Below are 24,586 nucleotides of genomic sequence, written 5' to 3'. Positions count from 1 at the left end.
GCTTCCAGACTTCTCGGTCAAGAAATGACGGACTCCACCTGTGGGTCAAAGCAAACGAGACCGTGCTTACGCGCCAGAGCAGCAAGAGCTCGCGCCATCACCTGCTGCCTAGACCAAGAAATACTCGCCACAACGAAAGCGTCACTGAAATAGAGAGGACTCATCCAAGGAGAGCTATCCATATTCTCCTCAGTCAGATCCGGGAAGACCTTTACGACGTCAGCCAAAAAATCGCCGACCGCCACATTCGGCACTACAGCCTCAGGGATTTCGTCGAGAATCGCCCGGTAAGTTCCAAGCGCACTCGTACCATCGACCGGATCCGCTGAGTACCAGAACGCGAGATCAAAGCTCATCACTCGACTCCCATGAACATCGGCCACCTCGGGATAGGCAAGCATAGAACAAGGGCAGGCCAGACCTCCAGCCTGGCCTGCCCGTGTGCCTGTCACCCGGCCGGCGGCCGATCCTGCGGCACCCAGGCGTCAAAGACGCCACTCAGTTCAATCCCGTTTGTAGTGACGGCTGTATTACCTGGCGTGTTCAGCCAATCATCAAAGAGCCTCTGATCAGGGTTACGACCAGCCGATGCACCCTTTGTTTCGATTCCATACCAGGAACCATCGATATTGGCCAGCCCGTCATACTTCCGGAGCTTAAATCCTGGCACTCGGACGCCTACCTCCTGGCGCACCACGGTGGCACCCTCGGTTTGCAAGTGATCCCAGACAGTTTCTTCATTGTTGGCACCTGGCTGGGCACCGGTTGTGCCGGCGTAGTGGCCCTTTGCATCTCGAATGGACCCATCAGGATGCAGGAATGTTCCATCACCGAGGTCAACCCGACAACCTTCTCCGTCGGTGTTATGGACCAAGATCGGCGTGCCACCCGCCAGCACATAGTACGTGTGCTACGCGAAGCCTTCGACCTGCCTTTTCGCAGGTCAAGCGCAGTTTGCTGGTCCGGTGAAGTGCGTGGGTGTCCGTGGTTGTGCGGGGTTGTTGCCGTCGCTACTGCCGTCAGGCGGTTCAGCCCAGGTACGGCCTTTCGCGCTGTTCCAGGAAGTGCTGGAGCCTGAGTCGTTGGGTGTGGTGCATCGGCAACTGCTCGATCTCTTCCGGCGGCACGAACCGTAGTTCGGTGGACTCGTCGGAGATCTCCAGTCGGCCGCCGGTGATGCGGGCGGTGAAGCAGACGTTGAACTGTCGCCGGACCTCGCCGTCGGTGTAGGCGATGATGTGTTTCGGGTCGGTGTAGGTGCCGACCAGGCCGGTGATCTCGACGTCGAGGCCAGTCTCTTCCTTGACTTCGCGGACGGCCGTGCCGGGGAGGGAGTCGGTGAGGTCCATGCCGCCGCCGGGCAGTGCCCACAGGTCGTTGTCGCAGCGGCGCTGGAGGAGGATGCGCCCGTGGTCGTCAGTGACGACAGCGGAGGCGGCGACGACCATGCTGTTCGGCTTGGGTGCGGCTGGGTCGTCGTAGTGCTCGGTGCGGGCCACGGTCAGCCTTCCTGTTGTACGGGGGTTGCAGTCGCCCATACGGCGTCGAAGCTGTCGGCGTAGGTGTCGAACATGCCGCCTGTCTCATGTCGGCGAAGATGCCACACGGGGGCGGCGTAGGCGTTGACGCCCCAGGCGTGGGCGTTGACGAGTTGCTGGTCGTCGGCGCGGTAGAGGGAGTTGTAGAGCGTGGTGCCGTGGGTGCGGACCTCGATGCCGGGTCTGCCGGCGAGCGGCCTGTAGTGCATGAGCGCGAGGCGGCAGCGGGATTCGATGCCGTGGCCGAACCGCTCCTCCTGGCCGCGGGCTTGGACGTTGTCGCTGTCGGCGTCCCCGATCGCAATACGGACGGTGCAGCCTTCGGCGGCGCGTTCGGTGAGGAGTTCGTTCAGCCGCGGGTACGCCTCGTGGAGGAAGACGGCTGCGTAGACGAGGATGTCGATCCGTTTCCGGGCCTGGGCGAGGAGGTCGGTGAACGTCGAGACGGGGATGTCGGCCCGCTGCTCGTAGAGCGCGACCAGTTCGGGGCTGATGGCGCGGGCGGGGCGGGCTTGGCGGAGTGCCGGCCAGAGTGCGTGCACGTCTACTCCCAGGGCTCGGGCCGCCTGGAGGGCTGTGGTACGGCGTGGGGTGCGCCCGAGGTTCACCCAGCGCTCGACCGACTTGGGGTCGACCTCGACCTCCTGGGCGAGGGTCGCGTACGTCCAGCCTCCGGCCGCCATGACGGCTCGTAGTCTCTCGTTCGGCATGAGTCTCCCCCTTCGTCTCAGGACGGCACCAGGGACGTTCTACATGGTGCGGGACGTCCCGAAGTGGGGTTTGGTGGAGGTTCCTTCGTCCCGGTGACCGGCGTGAGGATCGGTGCCGACCCTGCGGCACCGACGGGCCCAGGGGCACGCATCCACGCCGCCGAGGAGCGTCACCGTGCGAAAGAGCACCACCCCATCTGTTCCCGCCCTGCGGCTGGACGCCCGATCGCGCACCGCCTCGCCGGGGTGGTCACGATGACGGCCCCCACCCCTGATACCGACGGGCACACCGTCTCGCCCAATGTCGGCGCCCTGGTGGTCGACCGACGGAACGGCAAGGTGGGCGTGGTCATGGGGCATGTGGGGTCGTACGTGCAGCTTCGGCCGCCGCGCGGTGGCCGGGAGTGGGACGTACCGCCCCAGGACGTACGCCCGCCGACCCCGGCCGAGGAGCTGAGCGCCAAGGTGGCCGTGGCCAACCGGAGGTGGGGACGGTGACCCCTCGATCGGTCCTGCGCTACGAGACCTGGACTCTCCAGCCCGACCGCGATCCGGACGCGGAGCCGGTTCTGTACGCGATGCAGTGCGCCGTGGACAGAGAGACGTCGCCGACGAGCGAGGACTTCGCCGAGCCGCAGAACTGGGTGCTGCGGCACTGCGGCCAGAACCCGTCCCACCACACCTACCGGGAGATCATCACCCGGCCCTGGCGGACGTGGCGCCAGCCGTGACCGGCCCTGCTCGCCCCGGAGCCGCACCGCGCTGACCCACCCGACTCCCGTCCCTGCCGGGCGCGACCGATCGAGGCTCCCCCGTCCTCGTCAGCCCGGCAGGGACGGGCCTTCACGTGCGGGCCGTACTCATGGCCATGGTCTTCTGGCCGCCGAGTAGCCGAGGAGAATTTCAGCCCCGGCCCTCACAGAGTGAACGGGCTTGACCATCAGGCAGGCTGGGCGCCTTCCGGTGGCTCGGCGGTCGGCCGCCGGGTAGGCCCTCGGTCAGCGTGCGGCGGGGCTCGGCCAGTCTGGCAGCGCGAGAGCCGGGCCGGGAGCTTTGCTCCCCGCCGGAGGCTACGCCAGCCACCGCCCTCGGTGAGCCCGGCGACGGATGTTGAGGGTCGGCCCCCTGGTCGGCCCTGTGCCTGCGATCCGGCCGTAGGACGGTCGTAGGCGACAACTTGCTGTGCGACGCGCAAGGGCTCCACGCCCACAACATGCTCCCGACGGCACCAGGTTGAGCCCCGCTCGCGCCTGGGACCGGCCGCCCGCCGGCACTCAGCGGGGGGGCGGCTGCTCGCCCGACGGTGGGTCGGTCGGCGATGTTCGGACAGTTCAGACGGGCGGGCGCCGCCTTGAACCTCGTAGAGAAAATCTGAACGCACGTTCCTCGCGCCGCCTGGGGGCGGCGATTCAGCGGCTTCGCTCAATGCCTCCCGCTTCCAGGGCTTCGACGCGGGCGCGGAGGTCGGTGAGCTGCTCGACGGCCTCGGCCAGTGTCTGCTCCAGTGCCTCGACGCGGGCCGCCATACCGCCCCCGGACACAAACGCCGTCTCCGCGTCGGGCCCTGTGTCTGCGTCGGCCCGGTCGTGGTGGGCGACGAAGGCTCCCTTGCCGGGGCGGGAGACCGCCCAGCCGTCCTGTTTCAGCAGGGCCATGGCCTTCTGCACGGTCAGGCTGGAGGCCCCGAACTCCCGCATCAACGTGGTCTGCGTCGGCAGCGCGTCCCCCGGCTTCAGCCCGCCGGAGCGAATCTGCTCCCGCAGGGTTTCGGCGATGACCTCGAACGTCAGCGGCACTCCGCCGCCCGCCGGCCTGCGCCCCCGCCGCGTCGTCATCACGCCCGCCACCCCCGCCTTCCGTGCCCTCTACCAGCAGATTCCGGCCCGTCCAAACCGGGAGACCGGCCCCACACTACCCGCGTCCCGCCACCCACAGAAAGAAATGAGGAGGGATGCACTTGAATGCGCCCGTGGAGCGATGTTAACGTCACGCACCCGCCGGTGATCACCACCGCTCCCGCGCCGACCAGACCTCGCCGGTCCCGGCGTCCGCGCCCAGCTATGAGGCGCCCGTTTCCCTGTGAGCCGACCGCTTCGGCCTGCCCGCGCACCCCGCGCCACCCCTCCTCACGTTCCGCCTTCCGCCGGGCTTCCGAGGCCACTTCTCCACCCGCACCCGCCACTACTCCACCACCCTCGCCCACCTCCGAGCCGAACGCGCCGCCTGGCGCACCGGCCAAGCCGACGCCGCTGCTCCGGCCCCGGTCGGCCCGCGCGCGGAGCAGACGGCCGTCGGCAGCAACGTGTCCACCGGCGGGCAGCCGGTCTCTGACCGGCGCGGTAACCGCGACGACCGCAGTGATCTGACCGCCGGTCACCGAGCCGGTCACTGTGCCGACACGGTCGGTCAGCGCGGCAGCGCGGACACGACCCTCGTCATCTCGCACTGGCAGTACGCCGGGACCGGTCTCCTGCCCGAACTCGCCCACCTCGCCGACCTCCTGGAAGCCAGGTGGCCCACCCGGCCCGACGGACGTCGACCGAATGGCCCCGGTCACTCCGGCGGTCACCGACCCGGTCACCCCGGTCGCCAGCCGTCCGGCGCTGACCGGACGGGAGCCGTCGCATGACCGCCGGCACCGAACTCCTCACCGTCCCCCAGGTCATGGAGCGCCTCCAACTCGGACGCACCGCCGTCTACGACCTGCTGCGCACTCGCCAGCTCGCCTCCATCAGCCTCGGTCGAGCCCGCCGCATCCCCGCCCACGCGCTGGCCGACTTCATCCGCACCCGCCTCGACCAGGAAGCCGCGGCCTGATGACCACGCCCCGAGACACCAGCCCCTCCCGCCGCGTGCGCGCCAACGGCGACGGCACCGTCTACCAGCGCAAAGACGGCCGCTGGGAAGCCGCCGGCTACGTCCTCGCCCCCGGCAACACCCGCAAGCGCATCCGCGTCTACGGCAGCACCCGCAAAGATGCACTGGCCAAGCTCACGGAGAAGATCGCTGTCAGCAACCGCGGCGTCCCCGTCGTCACCGCCCAAGGCAGTCTCGCGGCCTTCCTGGCGTACTGGCTGGCGAACGTCGCCGTCCACCAGCTCCGCGAGACCACCCACACCCGCTACACCGCCGTCGTCGACCAGTACCTGATACCGGGCCTGGGCCGGAAGAAGCTCGCCAAGCTCACCGCCAAGGACGTCCGCACCTGGCTGAACGACCTGCGGACCGTCTGCCAGTGCTGCGCGCGCGGCATCGATGCCGGACGCGACCCCCGTGCGCAGGCCAGCCGCCACCCGCGCTGCTGCGCAATCGGCCAGTGCTGCCGCAGGCGGCTATCACCGCTCACGCTCGCCTACATCCACTCCGTGCTCAAGTCCGCCCTGGAGCACGCCGTCCGCGAGGAAGAGATCCCCCGCAACGTCGCCCGCAACGTCCGCACCGGCACACCCCGCCCCCGCCGCTTCAACCCCCTCACCACCGACGAAGCCCGCCAGTTCCTCGCCGCCACCCAAACGCACCGGCTCGCCGCTCTGTTCGAGCTCGCCCTGCGCACCGGCCTGCGCAAGGGCGAACTCCTCGGCCTACGCTGGGAAGACCTCGACCTCGACAGCGGCACCGCCAGCATCCGCCGCACCCTCCAGCGCACCACCAGCCAGGGGCTGACCGGTCTGCCGACCAAGACCATCAGCTCCGAGCGGCGCATCGCCCTGCCAGCCTCCTGCGTCACCTCGCTTCGCGCCCACCGCGACCGGCAGGCCGGGGAGCGAGACCGGGCGGGCTCGGCCTGGCAGGCCAGCGGGTACGTGTTCACCCGGCCGGACGGGCACCCGATCGAGCCCGCCACACTCACCCGGCACTTCAACGCCCTGCTCCGCGAGGCACACCTGCGACCGATCCGGTTCCACGACCTGAGGCACTCGACCGCGACGCTCCTTCTGGAGCAGGGCGTCGAGCTCGTCGTCATCAAGGAGCTCCTGGGCCATGCCCACATCGGGGTGACGGCGACGGTCTACGCACACGTCCGACTCCGCCTCCAGCGCCAGGCCATCGACCTGCTCGGCCACGCACTCGGGAACCTCGAACAGTCCTCTCCCGAGCCCGACGACAGCGACGACCCGCCGGTTTGTGCAGCACCCGTCCGCTGACGTTGCCGTCAACTACTGCCGTCAGACACCACAGAGGCCCCGTCGATCTCCCGATCGACGGGGCCTCACGCATGGCCGTCTATACGGCTGGATAGCCATTCGCGTGGCACTACCAAATTCAGCGAAGCGCCTGTACCAGGTCAGCACGGACGCTCTCCAGGAAGCCCCAGAGCCCATCAGAGAGCGTCTGCACTCCAGATTCCTCAACTTCGTAGCGTGGGCCCATCAAAGCACCATTGCGGAGCATGAGAACGCGTCCATTCGGAACGGTCATGGCAACAAGTCCACCGCCACCATCCGAACCAAATACAACGACACGCTCAGCGAGGGCCCCTACGACTTCAGTCGGTTGATTGCCAGCCAGTCCATCGGCCACCGAATCAGCAGAGTGAATGAAGATGCCGTTGTCAAGGTCCGGGAGCGAGACGCTCTTGACTCGCGCATAGAACTGAAGAAGTTCCGCCGGAACCCCATGCCCCGAAAGCGCCTGGACTGCCTGCTCGCCCACCTGGGGCGTAGCGCTGACCAGCGCATTAACCCCAGGCGGGTACCCGAACCGGGCCTCGAAGCCGGCAGTGAACTTCGAGGCGAGATCAGCTACCTGGTCCGCCCACTGGTTTAGGTTCTCGCCAGTAATAGTCACCATAGCCTCTATCTGAGCAGCAAAGTCTTGAATTTCAGCGCCCGTGGCATTCGGGTTCATGTCACCAAACCATTTCCACTGATTGGTGATTTCCTGGTGCACATTCGCAAGCCTCGAATTCATCCTGCTACCAGGAATGCCACGCATATTCGAGGGGGCGTCGAAGTCGAAGCCTGCAAAGTCCGGGTGATCGCGGAACTCCTGGTGAATGGCATGGTGGGCATCCCAATCATCCGGAAGGCGCTGGAATCCATTCTTATTGAGCCAGGCATTTGAACCTCCCTCGGTAATTGGTCAGCTTGATGGTCGGGAACTCTGGATCATATCCCGTCGGACAACCCGCGTTGGTGTTGTGGACCAAGATCGGGATGCCGCCCGCCACGACATAGTACGTGTGCTACGCGCACCCTCTCTACCTGCGTTTTCGCAGGTCAAGTGGTATTCGACGGTCCGCTGAGGTGCGGGTTGGGCCGGGGTTGTTCGTGGGTGTTGCCGCTGCGTCAACTACTGCCGTCAAACACCCTCAGCACGCCACAGCGGCCCCACCGGAAGCAAACTCCGACGGGGCCGCTCTACTTTCGCTTATAGCACCCAGAGATCAAACGCTAGAAGCGTGCAGTATCAATCCGTGCGGCGAAAAGGACCGAATCGAGAAGGAGACATAGCATTGCCCTCGTCTTCGTGCCATTCGCAGTGCGTTGCCCTCACAAAGCCAGCAACAGAATTTAGCGAAAACCACTGACCTGGCATCCCCGAAAGATCTCTGAACCCGCATGGATTCCAATCGGGGCGGAGCTCGATTTCCAGCTGCTCATATGTATTCTCTACATGCATAGCCTGGACATTCGAGAAGAGTACATCGACGCGCCCAGGGAGTCCGCCCCCGACGCTCCTGAAGAGCAGCCGCGAGTAACTCACCGAGTAGTGCCAAAGCTGAAATGGCCTATCCCAAGACGCAAGCACGCTGGTCACTAGCGCCTCCCGAAAAACTCAGACTGGTCGAAGATATCGTCCGAGATATCCTGTCCATTCTCATAGAACCTCAATCGACTGCTATCCAAGTTCTCCACCCGGAACGCCCGTTCCAAGAACGCCATTTCCCGTTGCGTTGTATACCAGTTGTCACCCTGGCCCTGACGAACTGCATCATCCAGACGCTGTGCGACAGTACCCTCACTCCCGTCACTCATCTCGAATCCGTCGAGCCTGACGTGAATAGTCGTCTCGGGATGGTCATTTGCCACGTCGCGCACATTTCCCAATGCGCCTTCGAGCGTGTCATTGAGGAAGTGGGTGTAGCCATTCTTACTCGCAAACGACTCCAATCCACCTCCCTTCCTGATACCCAATGCGACATTCGGTATGTCCTTATTGCAATTGTGGACCAAGATCGGGATGCCGCCCGCCACAACATAGTACGTGTGCTACGCGGCCCCTCTCTACCTGCGTTTTCGCAGGTCAAGCCGTATTCGGCGGTCCGCTGAGGTACGGGTTCGGCCGGGGTTGTTCGTGGTTGTTGCCGTCACTACTGCCGTCAAGGGTCTAGACCAATTAGGGGAGCCGTGAGCTCACGGCGGCTCGGCGGTCGGCCGCCAGACCGGCCCTCGGTCGGCTTGTGGCGAGGCTCGTGCGCGGCCAGTCTGACAGCGCGGAGGTCGGGGCGGGAGGGATCGGCCGATGGTGGAGCGCCGGGAGCTTCACTCCCCGCCGGAGACGACGCTGGCCACCGCCCTCGGGGAGCCCGGCGACGGACGTGAGGGTCGGCCCCCTGGTCGGCCCTATGCCTGCGATCCGGCCGTAGGACGGTCGTAGGCGACAACTTGCTGTGCGACGCGCGCGGGCTTCACGCCCACAACATAGCTCCGGCGACACCAGGTTGGGCCCAGCTCGCGCCAGGGTCCGACCGTCTGCCAGCACCTCGCGCGGGCCTCGGCTGCTCGGCCGACGGTGGGTCAGTCGGCGATGTTCGGCCAGCTCAGACGGGCGGGCGCCGCCTTGAACCTCGCAAAGAAAATCTGAACGCACCGCCCTCCGCACCCACCCGGCAAGGGGATCAGCGGTCGCCGGTCTCCAGGGACTCAACACGGGCGCGGAGTTCGGCGAGCTGCTCGGCGGCCTCGGCCAGCGCCTGCTCCAACGCCTCAACGCGGACCATGGTCCCGCCCGCAGGAGCGCTCGCCGCCTCCGGGCCTTCGTCCTTGGTGTGGTCGTAGTGAGCGACGAAGGCGCCCTTGCCGGGGCGGGAGACCGCCCACCCGTTCTGCTTCAGCAGGGCCATGGCCTTCTGCACGGTCAGGCTGGAGGCCCCGAACTCCCGCATCAGCACGGCCTGCGTCGGCAGCGCGTCACCCGGCCGCAGCCCGCCGGAGCGAATCTGCTCCCGCAGGATCTCGGCGATGACCTCGAACGTCAACTGCACCCCGCCGCCCGTCAGCCTGCGCCCGTGCCGCGTCGCCTTTACGCCCCCCACCCCGCCGCCTTCCGTGCCGTCTATCAGCTATTTCCGGCCCGTCCAAACCGGGAAACCGGCCCCACACTACCCGCGTCCTGCCGCCCACAGAAAGGAATGAGGAGGGATGCACTTGAATGCGCCCGTGGGTCGATGTTAACGTCACGCACCCGCCGGTGATCACCACCACCGCGCCTCCGCCGACCAGCCCCTTGGTCCGGCCCCCGCGCCCAACTTCGAGGCGCCCCGTTCCCCTGTGAGCCGATCATTTCGGCCTGCCTACGCCACCCCGCGCCGTACCGCTTCCACGCTCCCGCCGAAAGGCCCCTTTCCGCATGTCCGCACAGCTTCAACTCCCGTACCCCGCGATCGTTCCAGCCACCTCGTTCCCGTCGGCGGCGTTCACGACGCCGACCTGCCCGACAGACTCCACCGCCACAGCCTCAACGGCGACAGGGCGATCGGCGCTGGAACGCCGCGCCAGGCTCACCGCCAAGCTGGCGAAGCTCGCCGCCACCGGCCACCTCGCACCCCTCGCACAGCAGATAGCCGGACTCGGAGGATGCGCGCACCCGATCCGCCTCACCGGCGACCGCACCCGCCTGGACACCGCGACCGGGGAGATCCTCGACCACTTCGACTCCGGCCAGCTCCCGGCCGGCGAAATGCTCGTCCGCTGCGGCAACCGCCGCGCCACCCGCTGCCCCGCCTGCTCCACCGTCTACCGCTACGACACCTACCAGCTCATCGCCGCCGGACTGCGCGGCGGAAAGACCGTTTCGGCGAGCGTGGCCGCGCACCCGCGCGTCTTCGCCACCCTCACCGCCCCCGGCTTCGGCCCCGTCCACAACCAGCCCGACACCAACCGCTGCCACTGCGGCCACACCCACCCCGACAACGACCCGCTTCTCGGCACTCCGCTCGACCCCGAACGGTACGACTACGCGGGCGCGGTGCTGTGGAACGCGCACGCCCCGGCCCTGTGGGCGCGCTTCACCACCCACCTGCGCCGCGAGATCGCGAAAGCGGCGGGGCTCACGCAGCGGTCCCTGCGTGATCACGCCACGCTCTCTTACGCCAAGGTCGCCGAGTACCAAAAACGCGGCCAGGTCCACTTCCACGCCGTCATCCGCCTCGACGGACCCACCGGCCCCGGCAGCACCCCACCCGCCTGGGCCACCACCCAGCTCCTCGACCACGCCGTCCGCGCCGCCGCCGCACGCACCCGTATCCACCACGAGGGCGAACCGCCGAGGCAACCGCAGCCCACCGGATACGTTCCCGCGTCCCAGCCCCAAGGATCAGCTCGGGCAGGGCGGTTGGTGTTCCGATTCGGGCAGCAGATCGACGTCCGCGCGATCCGCGGCACCGACTTCACCGGTAGTGGCCCGGTCACCGACCGGCACGTCGCCGCCTACATCGCCAAGTACGCCACCAAGGGCGCCGAGACCACCACCGGCACCCTCGACCGGCGCCTCCGACTCCTCGCCGAACTCGTCGGCCACGACATCACCGCACACGCCTGCCGCATGATCCACACCGCCTGGCACCTCGCCACCAAACCCCGGCACGCCCACCTCCGCCTGCGGCAATGGGCCCACATGCTCGGCTTCCGAGGCCACTTCTCCACCCGCACCCGCCGCTACTCCACCACCCTCGCCCACCTCCGAGCCGAACGCACAGCCTGGCGAACCCGCCGACACGACACCCAGACCCCAGCCCCATCGTCGGTTGAGACGCAGTCTGGCCAGACGGACGGCAGTCTGATCGGTGACCGCGACGGACACCCCACTGATCTGGCCCCCGGTCACGGCAACATCGCCGGTCAGCGCGTGGACTCCGACACGACCCTGGTCGTCTCCCACTGGCAGTACGCCGGAATCGGTCTCCTGCCCGAACTCGAACACCTCGCCGACCTCCTGACCGCGAAACGGCAGACCCCGCCCAGGCAACCGACCCGAACCCAACGCTCGAAGCACTCCAGTGACCGCGCCGGTCACTCCACCGGTCACCCGGTCGATCACTCCGCTCATCGGCTGCCCCGTGCTGTCCGGACTGGGGCCGTCGCGTGATCGCTGGCACGGAACTCCTCACCGTCCCCCAGGTCATGGAACGCCTCCAACTAGGCCGCACCGCCGTCTACGACCTCATCCGCTCCCGTCAGCTCACCTCGCTCACTCTCGGCCGAGCCCGCCGCATCCCCGCACACGCCCTCACCGACTTCATCCGCACCCGCCTCGATCAGGAAGCCGCCGCCTGATGATCACACCCCGCGACACCCCCGCTTCCCGCCGCACCCGCGCCAACGGCGACGGCGACGGCGACGGAACCGTCTACCAGCGCAAGGACCGCCGCTGGGAAGCCGCCGGATACGTCCTCGCCCCCGGCAACACCCGCAAACGCGTCCGCGTCTACGGCACCACCCGCAAAGAAGCGCTGGCCAAGCTCACCGAGAAGATCGCCGCCAGCAACCGCGGCATCCCCGCCGTCACCGCCCAAGGCAGCCTGGCCGCCTACCTGACGTACTGGCTGGAGAACGTCGCCGTCCACCACCTCCGCGAGACCACGCACACCCGCTACACCACCGTCGTCGCCCAGTACCTCATACAGGGCCTGGGCCGGAAGAAGCTCGCGAAGCTCACCGCCAAGGACGTCCGGACCTGGCTGAACGATCTGCGGACCGTCTGCCAGTGCTGCGCACGCGGCACCGACGCCGGACGCGACCGGAACGCACAGGCAAGCCGCCGCCCGCGCTGCTGCGCCATCGGCCAGTGCTGCCGCAAGCGGCTCTCCCCGCTCACGCTCGCCTACATCCACTCCGTACTCAAATCCGCCCTGGAGCACGCCGTGCGAGAGGGGGAGATCCCTCGCAACGTTGCCCGCAACGTCCGCACCGGAACCCCTCGCCCCCGCCGCTTCAACCCCCTCACCGCCGAAGAAGCCCGACGCTTCCTCACCGCTGTCCAGGGCCACCGGCACACCGCGTTGTTCGAGCTCGCTCTGCGCACCGGGCTGCGCAAGGGCGAACTCCTGGGGCTGCGCTGGGAAGACCTCGACCTCGACGGCGGCACGGTCAGCATCCGCCGCACCCTCCAGCGCACCCACAGCCGTGGCCTGGCCACCCTGCCGACCAAGACCATCAGCTCCGAGCGGCGCATCGCCCTGCCGGCCTCGTGCGTCGCATCCCTCCGCGCTCACCGCAAGCGGCAGGCCGAGGAGTAGAAGGAAGCGGGCTCGCGCTGGCAGTGCAGCAGCCACGTCTTCACGCGACCCGACGGGCACCCGATCGAACCTGCCACCCTCACCCGCCACTTCAACGCGCTGCTGCGCGACGGAAAGCTACGGCCGATTCGGTTTCACGACCTCCGCCACTCGACAGCAACCCTGCTCCTCGAACAAGGCGTCGAACTCGTCGTCATCAAGGAACTCCTCGGCCACGCCCACATCGGCGTGACCGCGACGGTCTACGCACACGTCCGACTCCGCCTCCAGCGCCAGGCCATCGACCTCCTCGGACACACACTCAGCGGACTCGCCCAGCCCTCCGCCGAGACCAATGACGGCGACGACCCGCCTGTTTGCGCAGCACCCGTCCGCTAACGTTGCCGTCAACTACTGCCGTCAGACACCACAGCAGCCCCACCGAGAAAGCGTTCGGTGGGGCTGCTGGGTTTTTCACCGGTTCAATTGAACGTGAATGCTAGAGCTCGATGGGCCGATATGCGAGCGCCTCATCTACCACGTCCTCATCGGAAAGGTCAGGAAATTGATGAAACATGAGTTCAGTCCACGCGGGATGCGCAATAACACTCTGCAGCTCTTCAATAAGCTCAGCGCATCTTTCATCCGAGAACCCACCGCGTCGAATCATCGCAACGAGCTCAAGAGCCCTGGCGCGCCTCCGATCGGGATCGACCAATGCAATCACCTCCCATAGTGGAATCCATCATCGAGGATCTCCGAGTGTAGCCGTGGCGTCACGATCACAAGGTTGCCCATGTCATACACCCCTCCACCTGCCCATATAGGGAAGGCGTGATGCAGGACGTAATTATACTGTCCAGGCATGGACTGGCTTGGAACCACAAACGGCGATCCTCCGTCCTGCATACGCGTCACGTTCGAGGCCGAGAAAGAAGAAGACAAGGCAGAGTCATTCCCAACCGCCTCCCAAAATGCCCCTCGGAAAGCATTGAAGCTACTGAATATCTGCCCGCGCAACTGGTTCGCAATCTGGCCTGGAATGCGCCCGAAGTTGCCGTGCGAACCCCTAAGCCATCCGCTTCCCGCATCCGCAAGACTATAGCCGCCAGTAGCCGGCCCCGGCGTGTTGCGTATCTGAGTTGCGCTACGTGCTGCACCAATTTCACACAAGTCGCCGTCGGTGTTGTGAACCAGGACCGACGTGCCGCCCGCCACGACATAGTACGTGTGGAGGGTGCCGATCGTGAGGTCGTACGTCGTGGTGTGCGCGTGGTACTTGCGGACCGCGGTGACCGTCGCCGTGCCCGTCGGGGTCTGGAGGACGTCTCCGGGGTGGAGGTCCTTGGCGTCGACGAAGGCGGACTGGGTCTGGTCGTAGAAGGGGTGGTGGTACGTGGTGGTGAGAGTGCCCCCGCCGGACGTGGTGGCGGACGGGGCATCGGCCACGGTGGCGGCCGTCAGTTGCTGGTGGTCGGTGTGCGGGTGGTGGATGCCGGCGGCGGTGGTGATCACGGCCGCGGAGGCGGCGAGGCCGAGGGCCGCCCTGGTCAGGATGCGCTTGCCGAGGCCGGGCCGGGGCTTCGGCGTCGGCGTCGGCTTCGCCTTCGTGGGGGCGATGGTGACGTCCACGAAGTCGTGGTCGGTGTGGGTGACGATGACCCGCGTGACGGTGTGGGTCTGGGTGCCCTTCCCGCCGGGGACAGAGTCCTTGATCTTGTCGCCGACCTTGATCTGCTGGATGGGCCGCGTGGTGCCGTCGGCCATCACGACCTCAGTGGTGCCGGTGAAGCTGTGGGGGGCGCCGCATCCTCCGCGGCCGAACACCGCCCCGCCCGCGGTGGCGAGGACACCGCCCGCCGCGCCGCCCACGGCACCGGACACCGTTCCGTCGGCGGTGGCGGCCGCCGCGCCGGACCAGGAGCAGCCGGCGTGGGTCTCGGAGCAGGTGAGCCCGTAGTCGGACGCGCCGGTCGCACCGCCGGACACGCCGCCGATCGTGGCGCCTTCCAGAGTGTTGGTGACGAGTTTGGGCAGCGCGCCGCCGATCGCGGACTCCGCGAGCTTGCCGCCGAGGGCTCCGCCGACGCCGCCGCCGATGGCACCACCCACGGCGCCCAGCACGGTGGATGTGGCGAATGCGCTGACCGAGCAGGCCCCCTGCTGGCCGCCCATGCACTTGCTGCCCTGGTCGACAAGGCCGGCGGCCGCTCCGGCGAGCGCGCCGCAGCCGACGGCGCCGGGGATGGCCAGGGCTCCGCCGCTGCCCGCGGTGACGACGGCTTCGCAGCCGGCGAAGACCACCGTGGATACGGCGAACGACGCGATGGCGGCGGCGTGGTTCTTGAAGTAGGTCGTGGCGGTGTTCACGCGCTTGGCCACGGCCTGGTAGGTGCTGTGGGCGGCGTGGCTCACGAAATTCGACGCGGCGCGCTTGAAACTGGACGCCTTGCGTTTGAGCGTGGCCTTCGCGTCGGCGATCTCCCTGTTGAGTTGGGCGATCTGCCGGTTGAGGCTGGCGATCTCCTGGTCCAGTGAGGCCATTTCCCGGTCGAAGGTGCGGGATACGGAGTCGTAGGCGTCGCTGGCCCAGCCGCTCACGGCGTCCCAGGCGCTGGAGAGCTTGCTCGAGACCCAGTCGTAGGCCTCGCTGGCGTAGTGGGTGACGGCGTGCCAGCCCGAGCTGAGCGCGCTGGTGAACCCGTTCCAGGCGTCGCCGAGCCAGCTCTGGCCGGTGGGGTCGGTGCGGGTGAGGGGGTTGTCGTCGACGTAGGCGAAGGGGTTGGCGGCGGCCGAGTTCGGCACGGGGTTCAAGGACGCGGTGTCCTTGTTCATGAACTGGCCCGTGGCCGGGTTGTACCAGCGGGAGGCCATGTTGACCTTGCCGGTGGCGTTGTCGGTCCAGCCCGACTGGTAGCCGAGGTTGCCGCTGGGGGTGCCGGTGGTGCCGGTGACGTTGCCGAGGGGGTCGTAGCCGGTGGAGGCGGTCAGGGCCGTGCCGGTGCCGGTGAAGTCGCCGACCACGTCGTCGTGCTGGTCGGTGTAGGCCAGGGTCGCCGTCGCGGGGGTGCCGCCCGGTGTGCCGGTGCCGACCAGAGTGTCGCCGGGGGTCCAGGTGTAGGTGCTCGAGCCGTCGGACGCGAGGTTGTTGCCGGTGCCGGAGTAGGTGAAGGTCTTCGTCGCCGCGCCGTTGGCGGTGTTGGTGATGACCCGGCCGAGGGCGTCGGTGAGGTAGGTCTGGCTGCCCTGGGTCAGTTGCTGGTTGAAGGCGTCGGAGGCGAAGTCGGTCGCGCCGGTGGTGCCGGACTGGTGGGTGAGGGTGCCCCGGGCACTGTAGGTGTAGGTGTTCTGTCCGTCGCTGGTGAGCTGGTCGCGGGCGTCGTAGGTGTAGACGTCGGAGCCGACGCGGGTGCGGTTGCCGGAGTCGTCGTACGCGTACGCGGTGGTGGTGCTGCCGTTGTTCCAGGAGGTCAGGCGGTTCGCGTAGTCGTAGCTGTAGGTGTTGTTCGTGGCGCCGGCGAATCCGGTGGTGGTCTTGCTGGTCTCGTTGCCGTTGGGGTCGTATCCGTAGCCGATGGAGGCGACGGTGCTGCCGCCGGGCGTCTTGAGCGTGTCCCCGGTCAGCCGGTGCAGGTGGTCGTAGCCGTAGCTGCGGGTGTCTCCGCCCGTTCCGTACTGGATGCCGGCCAACTGGTTGAGGGTGTTGTAGCCGTAGGTGAGGCGGGTGCCGGTGGCCGGGTCGGTCAGGTTGGCGAGCCGGTCGTTGTTGTCGTAGCCGTAGGACGTGGTACCGGCGGCGTCGGTGCGCGCCGCGAGGAGTCCGTCGCCGTTGTACGTGAAGGAGCCGGCTCCGGCCGATCCGCTGGTGGTCAGCAGGTTGCCGCGGTCGTCGTAGGTGAAGCTCTCGTCGGTGGCGGCGGTGGTTGTGCCGATCGCGGCGGTGACCGCGCTGCGCATCCGGTTGTCGTGGTCATAGGTGAAGGTGCGGTCGGCGGTGGCCGCCTCGGCTCCGGTGCCGGACTGGGAGGTGACGTTACCGATGTTGTCGTAGCCGGTGGTGACGTTCACTCCGCCGGGGGCGGTCCGGGTGACCGGGCGCGCGTCGGCGTCGTAGGCGGTGGTGAAGGTCGAGTCGGCCGCGCCGGTGTAGCTGTAGGTGGATGTGGTCACCGCCGGTTCGATGGTCGACTCGGGCAGGTTCCACACGTTGTAGGTGTAGTAGGTGCTGTTGCCTCGGCCGTCGGTGAAGCGTGTGCCGTTGCCGGCGGCGTCGTAGCCGAACGAGGTCGTGATGGAGTGTCCGTCGTCCACCGGCTGGGTCTCGCCGGTCACGTGTCCGAGGGCGTCGTGGGTGTAGGTGCTGGTGTGCAGACGGGCGTCGGTGGTCGACAGCAGCAGACCGGCCGGGTCGTAGGTCGCCGACTGCGAGGACAGGACCGTGCTGTGGTCGGTGTCGAGTGAGGCGACCCGCACCGGATTGCCGAGTTCGTCGTAGGTGATGGTGTTCTGGGTCTGGTCGGGGAGGGTGACGGTGGTTTTGCGTCCCTGGCCGTCGTAGGCCGTGTGGGTGGTGTTGCCGGCGCCGTCGGTGACCTGAGTGGTCTCGCCGACGGCGTCGTAGCCGTAGCCGGTGGTGACGCCGTCCGGGGTGGTGGTGGAGGCGAGGAACGCGCCGCCGGGATTCTGGGCGGAGACGGTGTAGGAGTTGTTGGTGGTCAGGGCGGTCGCGGTCGGGTACCGCTCCAGGGTGGTCGCGGTCAGGGGACGGCCCAGGTAGTCGTAGGTGGCCTGGGTCTGACCGCCTTCGGGGTCGGTCGCGGACTGAACCTCGCCGTTGGCGTCATACACCGTGTGGGTGACGCCGTTGTTGGCGTCGGTGGTCCGGGCCAGGTCGCCGAGCTGGTCGTAGAGGTTCGTGGTGGTGTGCTGGAGCGGGTCGGTGACGGTCTTGACGTTGCCGGCGTCGTCGTACTGGTAGGACGTGGTCGCGTCCCTGATGACGGTGGAGCTGCCCGGCGGGGTGTAGTCGGGGAGCACCTGGGAGTTCACGCGCCCGACGGCGTCGTAGGTGGTGGTGACGGTGGTGTCCTGGCCGCCGGGGCCCTCGGCCTCGGTGGTCTCGCCGAAGGTGTCGTAGCCGGTGTAGGTGGTGGGGTGCACCAGACCGGGGGCCCCGCCGTTGGCCTCGGCGTTCACCGCGGGGGCGGTGGTGACGGAGAGGTTGCCAGCTTCGTCGTAGTTGAAGTTGGTGGTGTTGGTGTCGGGGTCGGTCATCGACAGCGGCAGACCGCGCTGGTCGAGCTGCCAGCGCGTGGTGGACGCGTCCGAGGAGGCGGTGGTACCGCCGTTGCGGCCGTTGGAGTACAGGGCCGAGATCTCGGTGCCGTTCAGGGCCCGCTGGTAGAGCTGCACGTTGTCGACCGAGCCTGCGACCGCGTCGGTGATGGTGCCGCCCGCGGTCTCGGTGCCGCCGACGGAGAGCGGGCCGGTACCGCTCCATGGCGAGGGGTCGCTCACGGTGGCCGCGAGGGCGCCGTTGACGTACAGCTTGAGCGCACCGGTACCCGCGTCGAACTCGCCGACGAGGTGGGTCCAGGTGTTCAGCGCTGCGTGTGCCGGGGCGACGGCGTCGTAGAACGCCGAGGGGGAGGCGAGGTCCTGGCTGGCCGCGTGGAGGCGGAAGCTGTTGTCGGGGGGCGAGTACTGGAGGTAGAACGACGCCCGGTTGGTGCCGCCCTGGGCCACGAACGTCCGGTACGTGGAGGTGTCGGAGAGGTTCACCCAGGCGGAGACGGTGTAGGAGGAGGCGGTGTTCAGCACGGGCCCGTTGGTGGCGATGACGCTGCCCGAGCCGCTGGTCGATCCGTTGAAGTGGGCCGCTCCGTCCGACCAGGTGATCCCGGAGCCGGCGGTGGCGGTGTTGCCGTTGCCGGAGTTGTCGGGGACCGAGCTGCCCGAGTTCTGGTCCAGCTTCCACCAGGCGTTGGGGTGGCTCGCGCCGTCCTCGTGCACCGACTGGCTGGTGAGGTTGCCCATCGGGTCATAGGTGGAGCTGGTGGTGTGAGTGGTGCCGGTGGGGTCGGTCAGGGTGGTGGTGGCCACCTTGTCGTCGGGCGTGTAGGAGACGCTCGTGGTCCGGTCGACGCCGGCGGGATCCACGGTCGTGGAGGTGACCCGGCTGGCGGCGTCCACGACCGAATTGGTGGTCGTGGCACCGTTGTTGGTGACCTGCGAGGTCAGGTTGCCCGCCGCGTCATAAGTGTTGGACTGCTCGACGAAGTGCTGTTGACCGGTCGGATCACTGCGGGTGACCGTGGCCGTCAGGCCGTTGTCGGTGTAGGTGTACGACGTGACGTTGCCCATGGCATCCGTCAGGGACTGGAGCCGCCCCGCGGGGTCGTAGGCGCGCGAGGACTCGACGAGGTCGCGCGCGGGGGACGGGTTGACCGGGTCGCCTATGTAGTTCTTGAGGGTCTGCGTGAGCAGCTTGCCGTTCGGGTCGTAGGCGTAGGACAGGACGTTTTCCGCCGGGTCCTCGACCGTCGCCTGGTTGCCGTAGCCGTCGTAGGTGTACGTCGTCGTGCCGCCGGCCGCGTCCGTCGTGGTCTTGACCTGGTCGTACGGCGTGTACGTGTACGACTGGATGCGCGAGGTGTCGCCGCCGCCGAGGTCGGCGATCGTCTGGGACGAGATCATGCCGTCGGCGTCGAAGACGGTGCTGGTCGACTTCTGGTGGGTCGCGCTGGTGACCCGGTTGGTGACCGCCGGGTCCACCTCACCGGTGATCTGAGAATCGCCGTCGTAGGTGTACGTGGTGGTCAGGCCCGCCGGGAAGCTGTCCGAGACGGCCTTCTTGGTCAGCATCCGGCCGATGTTGTCGTAGGTGAAAGACGTGACCAGCCCGTCCGGGTCGGTCATGGAGGCGATGTCGCCGCTCTTGAAGTACGAGATCGTGGTGGTCGCGCCGCCCGGGGAAACCGTCCTGTACGGGAGGCCCTTGGGGGCGAATCCACCGTCGGCGGCCGGGACGGTGGTGCCGTCGGTGTACGCGATCGAGGTGGTACGGCCGTGCGGGAATCCGGGCACCGCCGGCGTGGTGACCCCTGTGCGGTTGCCCGCGGCGTCGTAGCTGTACGACGTGAGGTAGGTGTTGTCGGTGCTGGACGAGGAGCGTGCGTCGCGCACCGCGGCCGGCAGATCGTTCTGCGGGTTGGGCGTCAGCTGCGCGCTGGTGTCGTCCGGGAGGTAACTGGTGTACGTGGTCGAGCACTTCAGGGTGGCGAAGTTCTGGCAGGTCACCTTGGACACTTCGTTGCCGCGTACATCGTGGCCTATCGCCGTGATGTTGCCGTCCGGGTCGATGACCGTGTGCTCGAAGCCGCCGGTGTCATAGCCGTACGTCGTCTTGTCGCCCAGGCCGTCGATCTGTGCGACGGTCCGGTAGCCGTTCAGTGGGTCGTACTGGTAGGTGACCGTCTTGTTGCCGGGGTCGGTCACCCGGGCCGTCTCCAGCGGGGACATTCCGGAGGAGTTGCGCCCTGCCGCCCAGTGGGCGGCCACGTCATCGCCCGAGAGGGCGTGCTGGTAGAGCGCCACTTCGGCGATCGAGCCGGTGAAGTAGCTGACGTCGCCGGGCGAGTCGATCCACGACTTCGCGAAGCCGGCCCCGATGTAGAGGTGGTTGTTGCCCTGGTCGTTGGGGGCGCCGGAGTACGTGCCCTGCTGGTTGTCGTCCAGGTAGAGCGTCTGGGTGCTGCCGGACACGGTGAGGACCACATGGTGCCACTTGTTGTCGGTGACGGTGCTCGTGGAACCGAAGGCGGTCCCGCCGCTGCCGCTGCCGCTCCAGAAGTGGCCGTGGACCTTGTTGTCACTGCCGACGTAGAGGACCGGGCTCCAACTGCCGGAGGCGCCGGTCGCGCCCGCGACGGCGACCGACTGGTCACCGATAAGGACGCCGGGCGCGCCGGTCTTGAACCACAGCTCGACGCTGCGCTCCATGTAGGTGTGCAGCAACTGTACGGGCAACTGCACGTACGAGGACGTGCCGTTGAAGGAGGCGGCTGTCTCGTCGGAGAAGGGGCCGCTCACCCCGAGCGTCGTGTCCGCGTACGTCCCTGATCCGGAGTTCTCCTCATCGACCGCCTCGGAGGCACCCGCCGACTCACCGAGCCGGTAGTAACCGACGGACCCTGAGCCTAGAATCGCGCCGCGGTAGACCTGGCTGGACCCCGTCACGGTCGGCGCCGCCATGGACCAGGAGCAGCCGTTCTCGTCGACCAGGTGCGTGACGGCCGTCGTCGTGGGGTCGTAGGTCACCGACGCGTAGGTCTTGCCCGAGGGGCGGGTGACCGTGCTGAGCAGGCTGGCCGGCGCGGTACCCGCCTTGTAGAGGGCAGTGACGTCCGCCTGGACCAGGGGGCGCCCGAAGAAGGAGGCGTCGGCGATCGAACCGTTGAAGTAAGTGCCGTAGATGGTCGATGAGTTGGGGTGCGGCTGGTCCGGCCAGGTGGATCCGAGGTAGCCGGTGCCCAGATAGGCGTGGTTGAACAGCCAGGGCATGTTGCCGGTGAACCCGAAGGAGCCGTAGCCGGCCGAGGTGCCGACCTGGCTGCCGTCCAGCCACATCGTCTGCTTGGTCCAGGAACCGGAGAGGACCACGTGGTGCCACTTGTTGTCGGCCACGGAGGCCGACGTGGTGATGGGCGTGGTCGTCGTGCCGTACCAGAACAGACCGTTGAGTTTGCCGTCGGTGCCGACGTACAGCGACGGTGTGAAGTCGCCCTTGGTCGCCGTGGCCTGTACGGGCATGTCCGAGGAGGAGAACAGCACGCCAGCCGTCGCCTTGGCGGTCTTGAACCACAGGGAGATCGTCTGGGAGCTGGAGCTGCCGAGGCCGAGGTCCGGGAGCTGGACGTACGAGGACGTCCCGTTGAAGCCGGCGGCGGTCGAGGTGCTGCCGGCCAGCGGACCGGCCTGGCCCAGGGTCACGTTGCTGTACGTCGCGTTGTCCACGCCCTCACGAGGCAGGACGGCGCTCGCGGCCGTGGTGCCGGAGGCCTCCGACAGCGGCCAGAACGAGTTGGGGCCCAGGTCGAGGGTCTGGCTGTGCTCCTGCGAGGCGCTCGTGTAGCCGTACCGGGTGCAGCCGGTGCCGTTGGCCGTGTCCGTCGGCGAGCACACCTTCGTCAGCTGGTCACCGGCGTAGAAGTACGCCCAGGTCAGCGCCGTCCCGGACTGACCGGCGGTCACCGGGTCGGTCGTCACGGTGGCGACGTGCGGGCTCGTCGCGCCCGAGGGGGTGTTCCAGGTCAGGTGAACGGCGCGCTGCGAGACCGCCGAGGCCATTGCGGTGATCTGGCCGCCGGTCCAGGTGAAGCTCTCCGCGCGGCCGTTGGCATCGGTGATCGACGCGATGCCGTAGGCGCCGGAGCCCAGCGGGTGTGTGAACGTGTAGACGGTGGCGTTCTTGTCAGTGAGCGTGTAGCCGCCGCCGGTCACGCTCTTGAAGGTCGCGAACCGGCCCTCGGGCGGCGAGAACGACCCGTCGGGGTTCTTCCCGTACCCGACGGCCGAGCCGTCCGGATATGTGACGTACACCGCGGTCACTGCGCCCGTCGAGTCGTACTGCTCGGCGGCCCGGGCGTCGAACACGCTGGACCAGCCGGCGCCGAACGCCCCGGCGGTGCGCGGGTCACGGGAGTTGTAGTCGCGCATCACGGTCAGGGACGGTCCCGGAGTGGCCACGTTCGCGTCCGTCGCCGACGTGGTGTAGTTGCCGACGGCCGGGTTGTAGCCGTGCCCGTCGGTGTTCTGGGAGAGACCGGAGGTGACCACCGGCTGGGGCACCTGCGTCGTGAACTGCTGCCACTGCGGGCCAGGCGAGTAGTTGGTGCCGTCGAAGGCCTGCACTTCCCAGTAGTACGGCTTGCCCCAGGTCAGCTTGCCGGCCGGCACGTTGTAGAAGTTGGCGCTGACGTTGCCGGAGTCGGCGAGCTTCGTGCCCGAGGTGTCGTAGACCTGGAAGTCGTACTTCTGGGTGGTCGTCAGGTTCGGGTCGATGTGCGCCACCGCGGACAGCTGCGGGGTGAGCGTGGTGACGGACGCGTTATTCACCGGGGTGGCGCTGACCACCTGCGGCAGCATGGCGCCGGTGTAGGTCAGCATCAGGCTCGGGGCGTACGTCACGTCGTAGATCGAGCCGAACTGCTTCCAGTGCAGGGCGTCGGAGGTCGACGCGTAGACGGCGAGTCCGTGATCGCTCGACGCGCCGGCTGCCGAGGCCCAGGTGTTGAAGGTCGACGCGGACAGCGTCACCGTCACCCAGTCGCCCTTGCTGAGGTCACCGGCGCTGTTCGCGCACCCGTTAGGCGTGCTCGGGGTGGCGTTGCCGATCGTCGACCCCTTGGACGGCCCCGGGTACGAGGTGATCGAGGACGGCGACCAGGCCGAGCTGACCGGCGCGACGTCGAACCGCTCGGCCGTGCAGGTCGATGACCACACGTCGTACAGGCTCAGCGACGCCGCCGTGACCGAGACCTGCGAACCGTCCAGTCCGAGACCGGGGAACTGGAGGTAGGAGACGGCGGAGTGGGTGCCCGAGTCGTACGAACCCACCTTGATGGTCTGCTCCATCGAGTGGTCGCCGGGACTGCCCGATTCGGCATAGGTGGTGATGGCCTGCTCGTTGTCGACCGAGGGGTCGACGGTGACCGGGAAGACCCGGCCGGGGGCGTGCAGCCACGCCGCGTCCAGCGTCACCCGCAGCACGGGGCGGTCGCCGGACGTCGTCAGGGTGTAGTGGACGGCGCGCGTGGTGGCTCGCTCGCCCGAGCGCCGGTCGACGTGGGAGTCGTAGGCGTAGGCGGGGGGAATCTCGCCTGCCCTCTTGCCGGAGGAGTCGCGCAGCTCGATCGAACCGTCCCGCTGTGGGACGGGGGTGAGGCCCTTCAGGTCGAGGGGGAATTCCCACGAGTTGGCCGCCCGAGCCGAGGAGAGGACGATCGACTCCTTCAGCCCGACCGCGGTCGGCTGCAGCGTCAGGTCGGTGTCCGGCAGCACGTCCGGGTAGGAGACTGTGGAGCCGGAGACCTGGGGCGCGGCGGGCTTCGCTCCGGACAGGCCGTAGGACAGCTGCCGTCCGCCACTCATGGTCAGACGGGCCAGTGCGCCGTCGGACCCGGTGGCGGCGAAGTCAGCCGTGGGTGAGTTGGCCTTCTCCTCCCAGCGGCCGTGCGCACCGTGCACCAGGCGAGTGTCGATGGGCTGCCAGTTCCCCGCTGCGTCACGGTAGTTGACGGGGAGCAGGGAGTAGCTGCGGCTGTAGGAGCCGTCCACGTTCTTGAAGTAGGTCGAGGTCGCGGTGGACTTGGCTGCCACCCGCTTGCTGGTCTTGGCGTTGAACCCGAGCCGGGTCGCACTGGGCCCCTTGGCGACCTTGCGCATATAGGGCTTGGCGAGCGGGAGTTCGCCTCGGCCGTGGCCGGGCTTGCGTCCGACGCCGCGATGGGCACGGGTCGAGGCCGCCGACGCGCGGTGGCTGTGTCCGGCGGCGGACCCGGACCGCTGGCGCGGCAGATGCCCCCAGTGCGGGGACGCCGGGTCCTTCAGCCAGCCCAGTACGTCGGAGAAGCTGGGCACCGACAGCGAGGGAAGGCCGCGGTCGTCCGCCACCGCCGACTCCCCTGTGAGCACCATCGCCAGGCAGGCCAGCACGACCACGGCGGCGGCTCGAACGACCCTGCGGTGCAGGCGAATCCGCCGGGCAGAACGACGGAAACGACGAGAGCGCATCACAGCTCCTGACGAGAATCAGCACATGATCACCAAGCGGGCCGACTCAACACCATCAGGAGCGGGAATCGCTAGATCACTTGAAACTCCCTTGACGGATCTTTAGA

Annotated in this window: 15 protein-coding genes and 2 pseudogenes; 8 read left to right on the top strand and 9 right to left on the bottom strand. The window is 67.8% G+C overall.

Annotation, left to right across the window (positions count from 1 at the left end; translation table 11 throughout):
* Nucleotides 1-17: 17 nt before the first annotated feature.
* From ACZ7OO_RS23875 to ACZ7OO_RS23860, 4 genes are all read right to left on the bottom strand, one after another.
* Complete coding sequence (locus ACZ7OO_RS23875) at nucleotides 18-401, bottom strand: hypothetical protein (protein ID WP_471507384.1); 384 nt, start codon at nucleotides 399-401, stop codon at nucleotides 18-20.
* A 47-nt stretch (nucleotides 402-448) separates the two neighbouring features.
* The gene (locus ACZ7OO_RS23870) at nucleotides 449-898 is read right to left on the bottom strand and encodes a hypothetical protein (protein WP_471507382.1); all 450 of its coding nucleotides are present in this window, start codon (nucleotides 896-898) and stop codon (nucleotides 449-451) included.
* Between the two features lie 130 nt (nucleotides 899-1,028).
* Nucleotides 1,029-1,499 carry an NUDIX domain-containing protein gene (locus ACZ7OO_RS23865; RefSeq protein WP_471507380.1) on the bottom strand — a complete coding sequence of 157 codons (471 nt, stop codon included), beginning with the start codon at nucleotides 1,497-1,499 and terminating at the stop codon, nucleotides 1,029-1,031.
* A gap of 2 nt (nucleotides 1,500-1,501) precedes the next feature.
* Nucleotides 1,502-2,248, bottom strand: coding sequence for a helix-turn-helix domain-containing protein (locus ACZ7OO_RS23860; RefSeq protein WP_471507378.1), 747 nt, complete (start codon nucleotides 2,246-2,248; stop codon nucleotides 1,502-1,504).
* Nucleotides 2,249-2,503: 255 nt separating this feature from the next.
* Between ACZ7OO_RS23860 and ACZ7OO_RS23855 the strand changes: the two genes are divergently transcribed.
* The gene (locus tag ACZ7OO_RS23855; protein ID WP_471507376.1) at nucleotides 2,504-2,746 is read left to right on the top strand and encodes a hypothetical protein; all 243 of its coding nucleotides are present in this window, start codon (nucleotides 2,504-2,506) and stop codon (nucleotides 2,744-2,746) included.
* Nucleotides 2,734-2,979 carry a DUF7848 domain-containing protein gene (locus ACZ7OO_RS23850; protein ID WP_471507374.1) on the top strand — a complete coding sequence of 82 codons (246 nt, stop codon included), beginning with the start codon at nucleotides 2,734-2,736 and terminating at the stop codon, nucleotides 2,977-2,979. Before ACZ7OO_RS23855 ends, ACZ7OO_RS23850 begins: the two co-directional genes overlap by 13 nt.
* Nucleotides 2,980-3,657: 678 nt before the next feature.
* Here the strand turns inward: ACZ7OO_RS23850 and ACZ7OO_RS23845 are convergent.
* Entirely contained in the window at nucleotides 3,658-4,083 is a 426-nt protein-coding gene (locus ACZ7OO_RS23845; RefSeq protein WP_471507372.1) for a winged helix-turn-helix domain-containing protein, read from the bottom strand.
* A 311-nt stretch (nucleotides 4,084-4,394) separates the two neighbouring features.
* On the opposite strand from ACZ7OO_RS23845, the pseudogene ACZ7OO_RS23840 reads away from it, so the two are divergent.
* The 3 genes and pseudogenes from ACZ7OO_RS23840 to ACZ7OO_RS23830 all read left to right on the top strand — a co-directional run.
* Nucleotides 4,395-4,877 (top strand): annotated as a pseudogene (locus ACZ7OO_RS23840) (replication initiator); the annotation flags it as partial.
* A complete protein-coding gene (locus ACZ7OO_RS23835; RefSeq protein WP_471507370.1) occupies nucleotides 4,874-5,065 on the top strand; it encodes a helix-turn-helix domain-containing protein in 192 nt (63 codons plus the stop codon). The pseudogene ACZ7OO_RS23840 and the gene ACZ7OO_RS23835, both read left to right, overlap by 4 nt.
* Nucleotides 5,065-6,393 carry a tyrosine-type recombinase/integrase gene (locus tag ACZ7OO_RS23830; protein ID WP_471507368.1) on the top strand — a complete coding sequence of 443 codons (1,329 nt, stop codon included), beginning with the start codon at nucleotides 5,065-5,067 and terminating at the stop codon, nucleotides 6,391-6,393. Before ACZ7OO_RS23835 ends, ACZ7OO_RS23830 begins: the two co-directional genes overlap by 1 nt.
* Before the next feature lie 118 nt (nucleotides 6,394-6,511).
* Here ACZ7OO_RS23830 and ACZ7OO_RS23825 read toward each other — a convergent pair whose 3' ends face one another.
* The 3 genes from ACZ7OO_RS23825 to ACZ7OO_RS23815 all read right to left on the bottom strand — a co-directional run bounded on the left by ACZ7OO_RS23825 (nucleotide 6,512) and on the right by ACZ7OO_RS23815 (nucleotide 9,506).
* Complete coding sequence (locus ACZ7OO_RS23825; protein ID WP_471507366.1) at nucleotides 6,512-7,138, bottom strand: hypothetical protein; 627 nt, start codon at nucleotides 7,136-7,138, stop codon at nucleotides 6,512-6,514.
* An 869-nt stretch (nucleotides 7,139-8,007) separates the two neighbouring features.
* Nucleotides 8,008-8,361 (bottom strand): hypothetical protein, encoded by a 354-nt coding sequence (locus ACZ7OO_RS23820; protein WP_471507364.1) that lies wholly within the window; start codon nucleotides 8,359-8,361, stop codon nucleotides 8,008-8,010.
* Nucleotides 8,362-9,089: 728 nt separating this feature from the next.
* The gene (locus ACZ7OO_RS23815) at nucleotides 9,090-9,506 is read right to left on the bottom strand and encodes a winged helix-turn-helix domain-containing protein (RefSeq protein ID WP_471507362.1); all 417 of its coding nucleotides are present in this window, start codon (nucleotides 9,504-9,506) and stop codon (nucleotides 9,090-9,092) included.
* 314 nt (nucleotides 9,507-9,820) lie between these two features.
* On the opposite strand from ACZ7OO_RS23815, the gene ACZ7OO_RS23810 reads away from it, so the two are divergent.
* The 3 genes and pseudogenes from ACZ7OO_RS23810 (at nucleotide 9,821) to ACZ7OO_RS23800 (ending at nucleotide 13,085) form a co-directional block, all read left to right on the top strand.
* Entirely contained in the window at nucleotides 9,821-11,557 is a 1,737-nt protein-coding gene (locus tag ACZ7OO_RS23810) for a replication initiator (protein ID WP_471507360.1), read from the top strand.
* A complete protein-coding gene (locus ACZ7OO_RS23805; RefSeq protein ID WP_471507358.1) occupies nucleotides 11,554-11,745 on the top strand; it encodes a helix-turn-helix domain-containing protein in 192 nt (63 codons plus the stop codon). The genes ACZ7OO_RS23810 and ACZ7OO_RS23805 overlap by 4 nt, the downstream gene beginning before the upstream one ends.
* Nucleotides 11,745-13,085, top strand: a pseudogene (locus tag ACZ7OO_RS23800) (tyrosine-type recombinase/integrase). Before ACZ7OO_RS23805 ends, ACZ7OO_RS23800 begins: the two are co-directional and overlap by 1 nt.
* A gap of 324 nt (nucleotides 13,086-13,409) precedes the next feature.
* Here ACZ7OO_RS23800 and ACZ7OO_RS23795 read toward each other — a convergent pair.
* Entirely contained in the window at nucleotides 13,410-24,479 is an 11,070-nt protein-coding gene (locus ACZ7OO_RS23795) for a LamG-like jellyroll fold domain-containing protein (protein ID WP_471507356.1), read from the bottom strand.
* Between the last annotated feature and the right edge of the window lie 107 nt (nucleotides 24,480-24,586).

Source organism: Streptomyces sp. NPDC111744 (assembly GCF_055634995.1).
The sequence above is the reverse complement of the archived record's forward strand: the minus strand, read 5'-3'. Positions and strand labels throughout refer to the sequence as shown.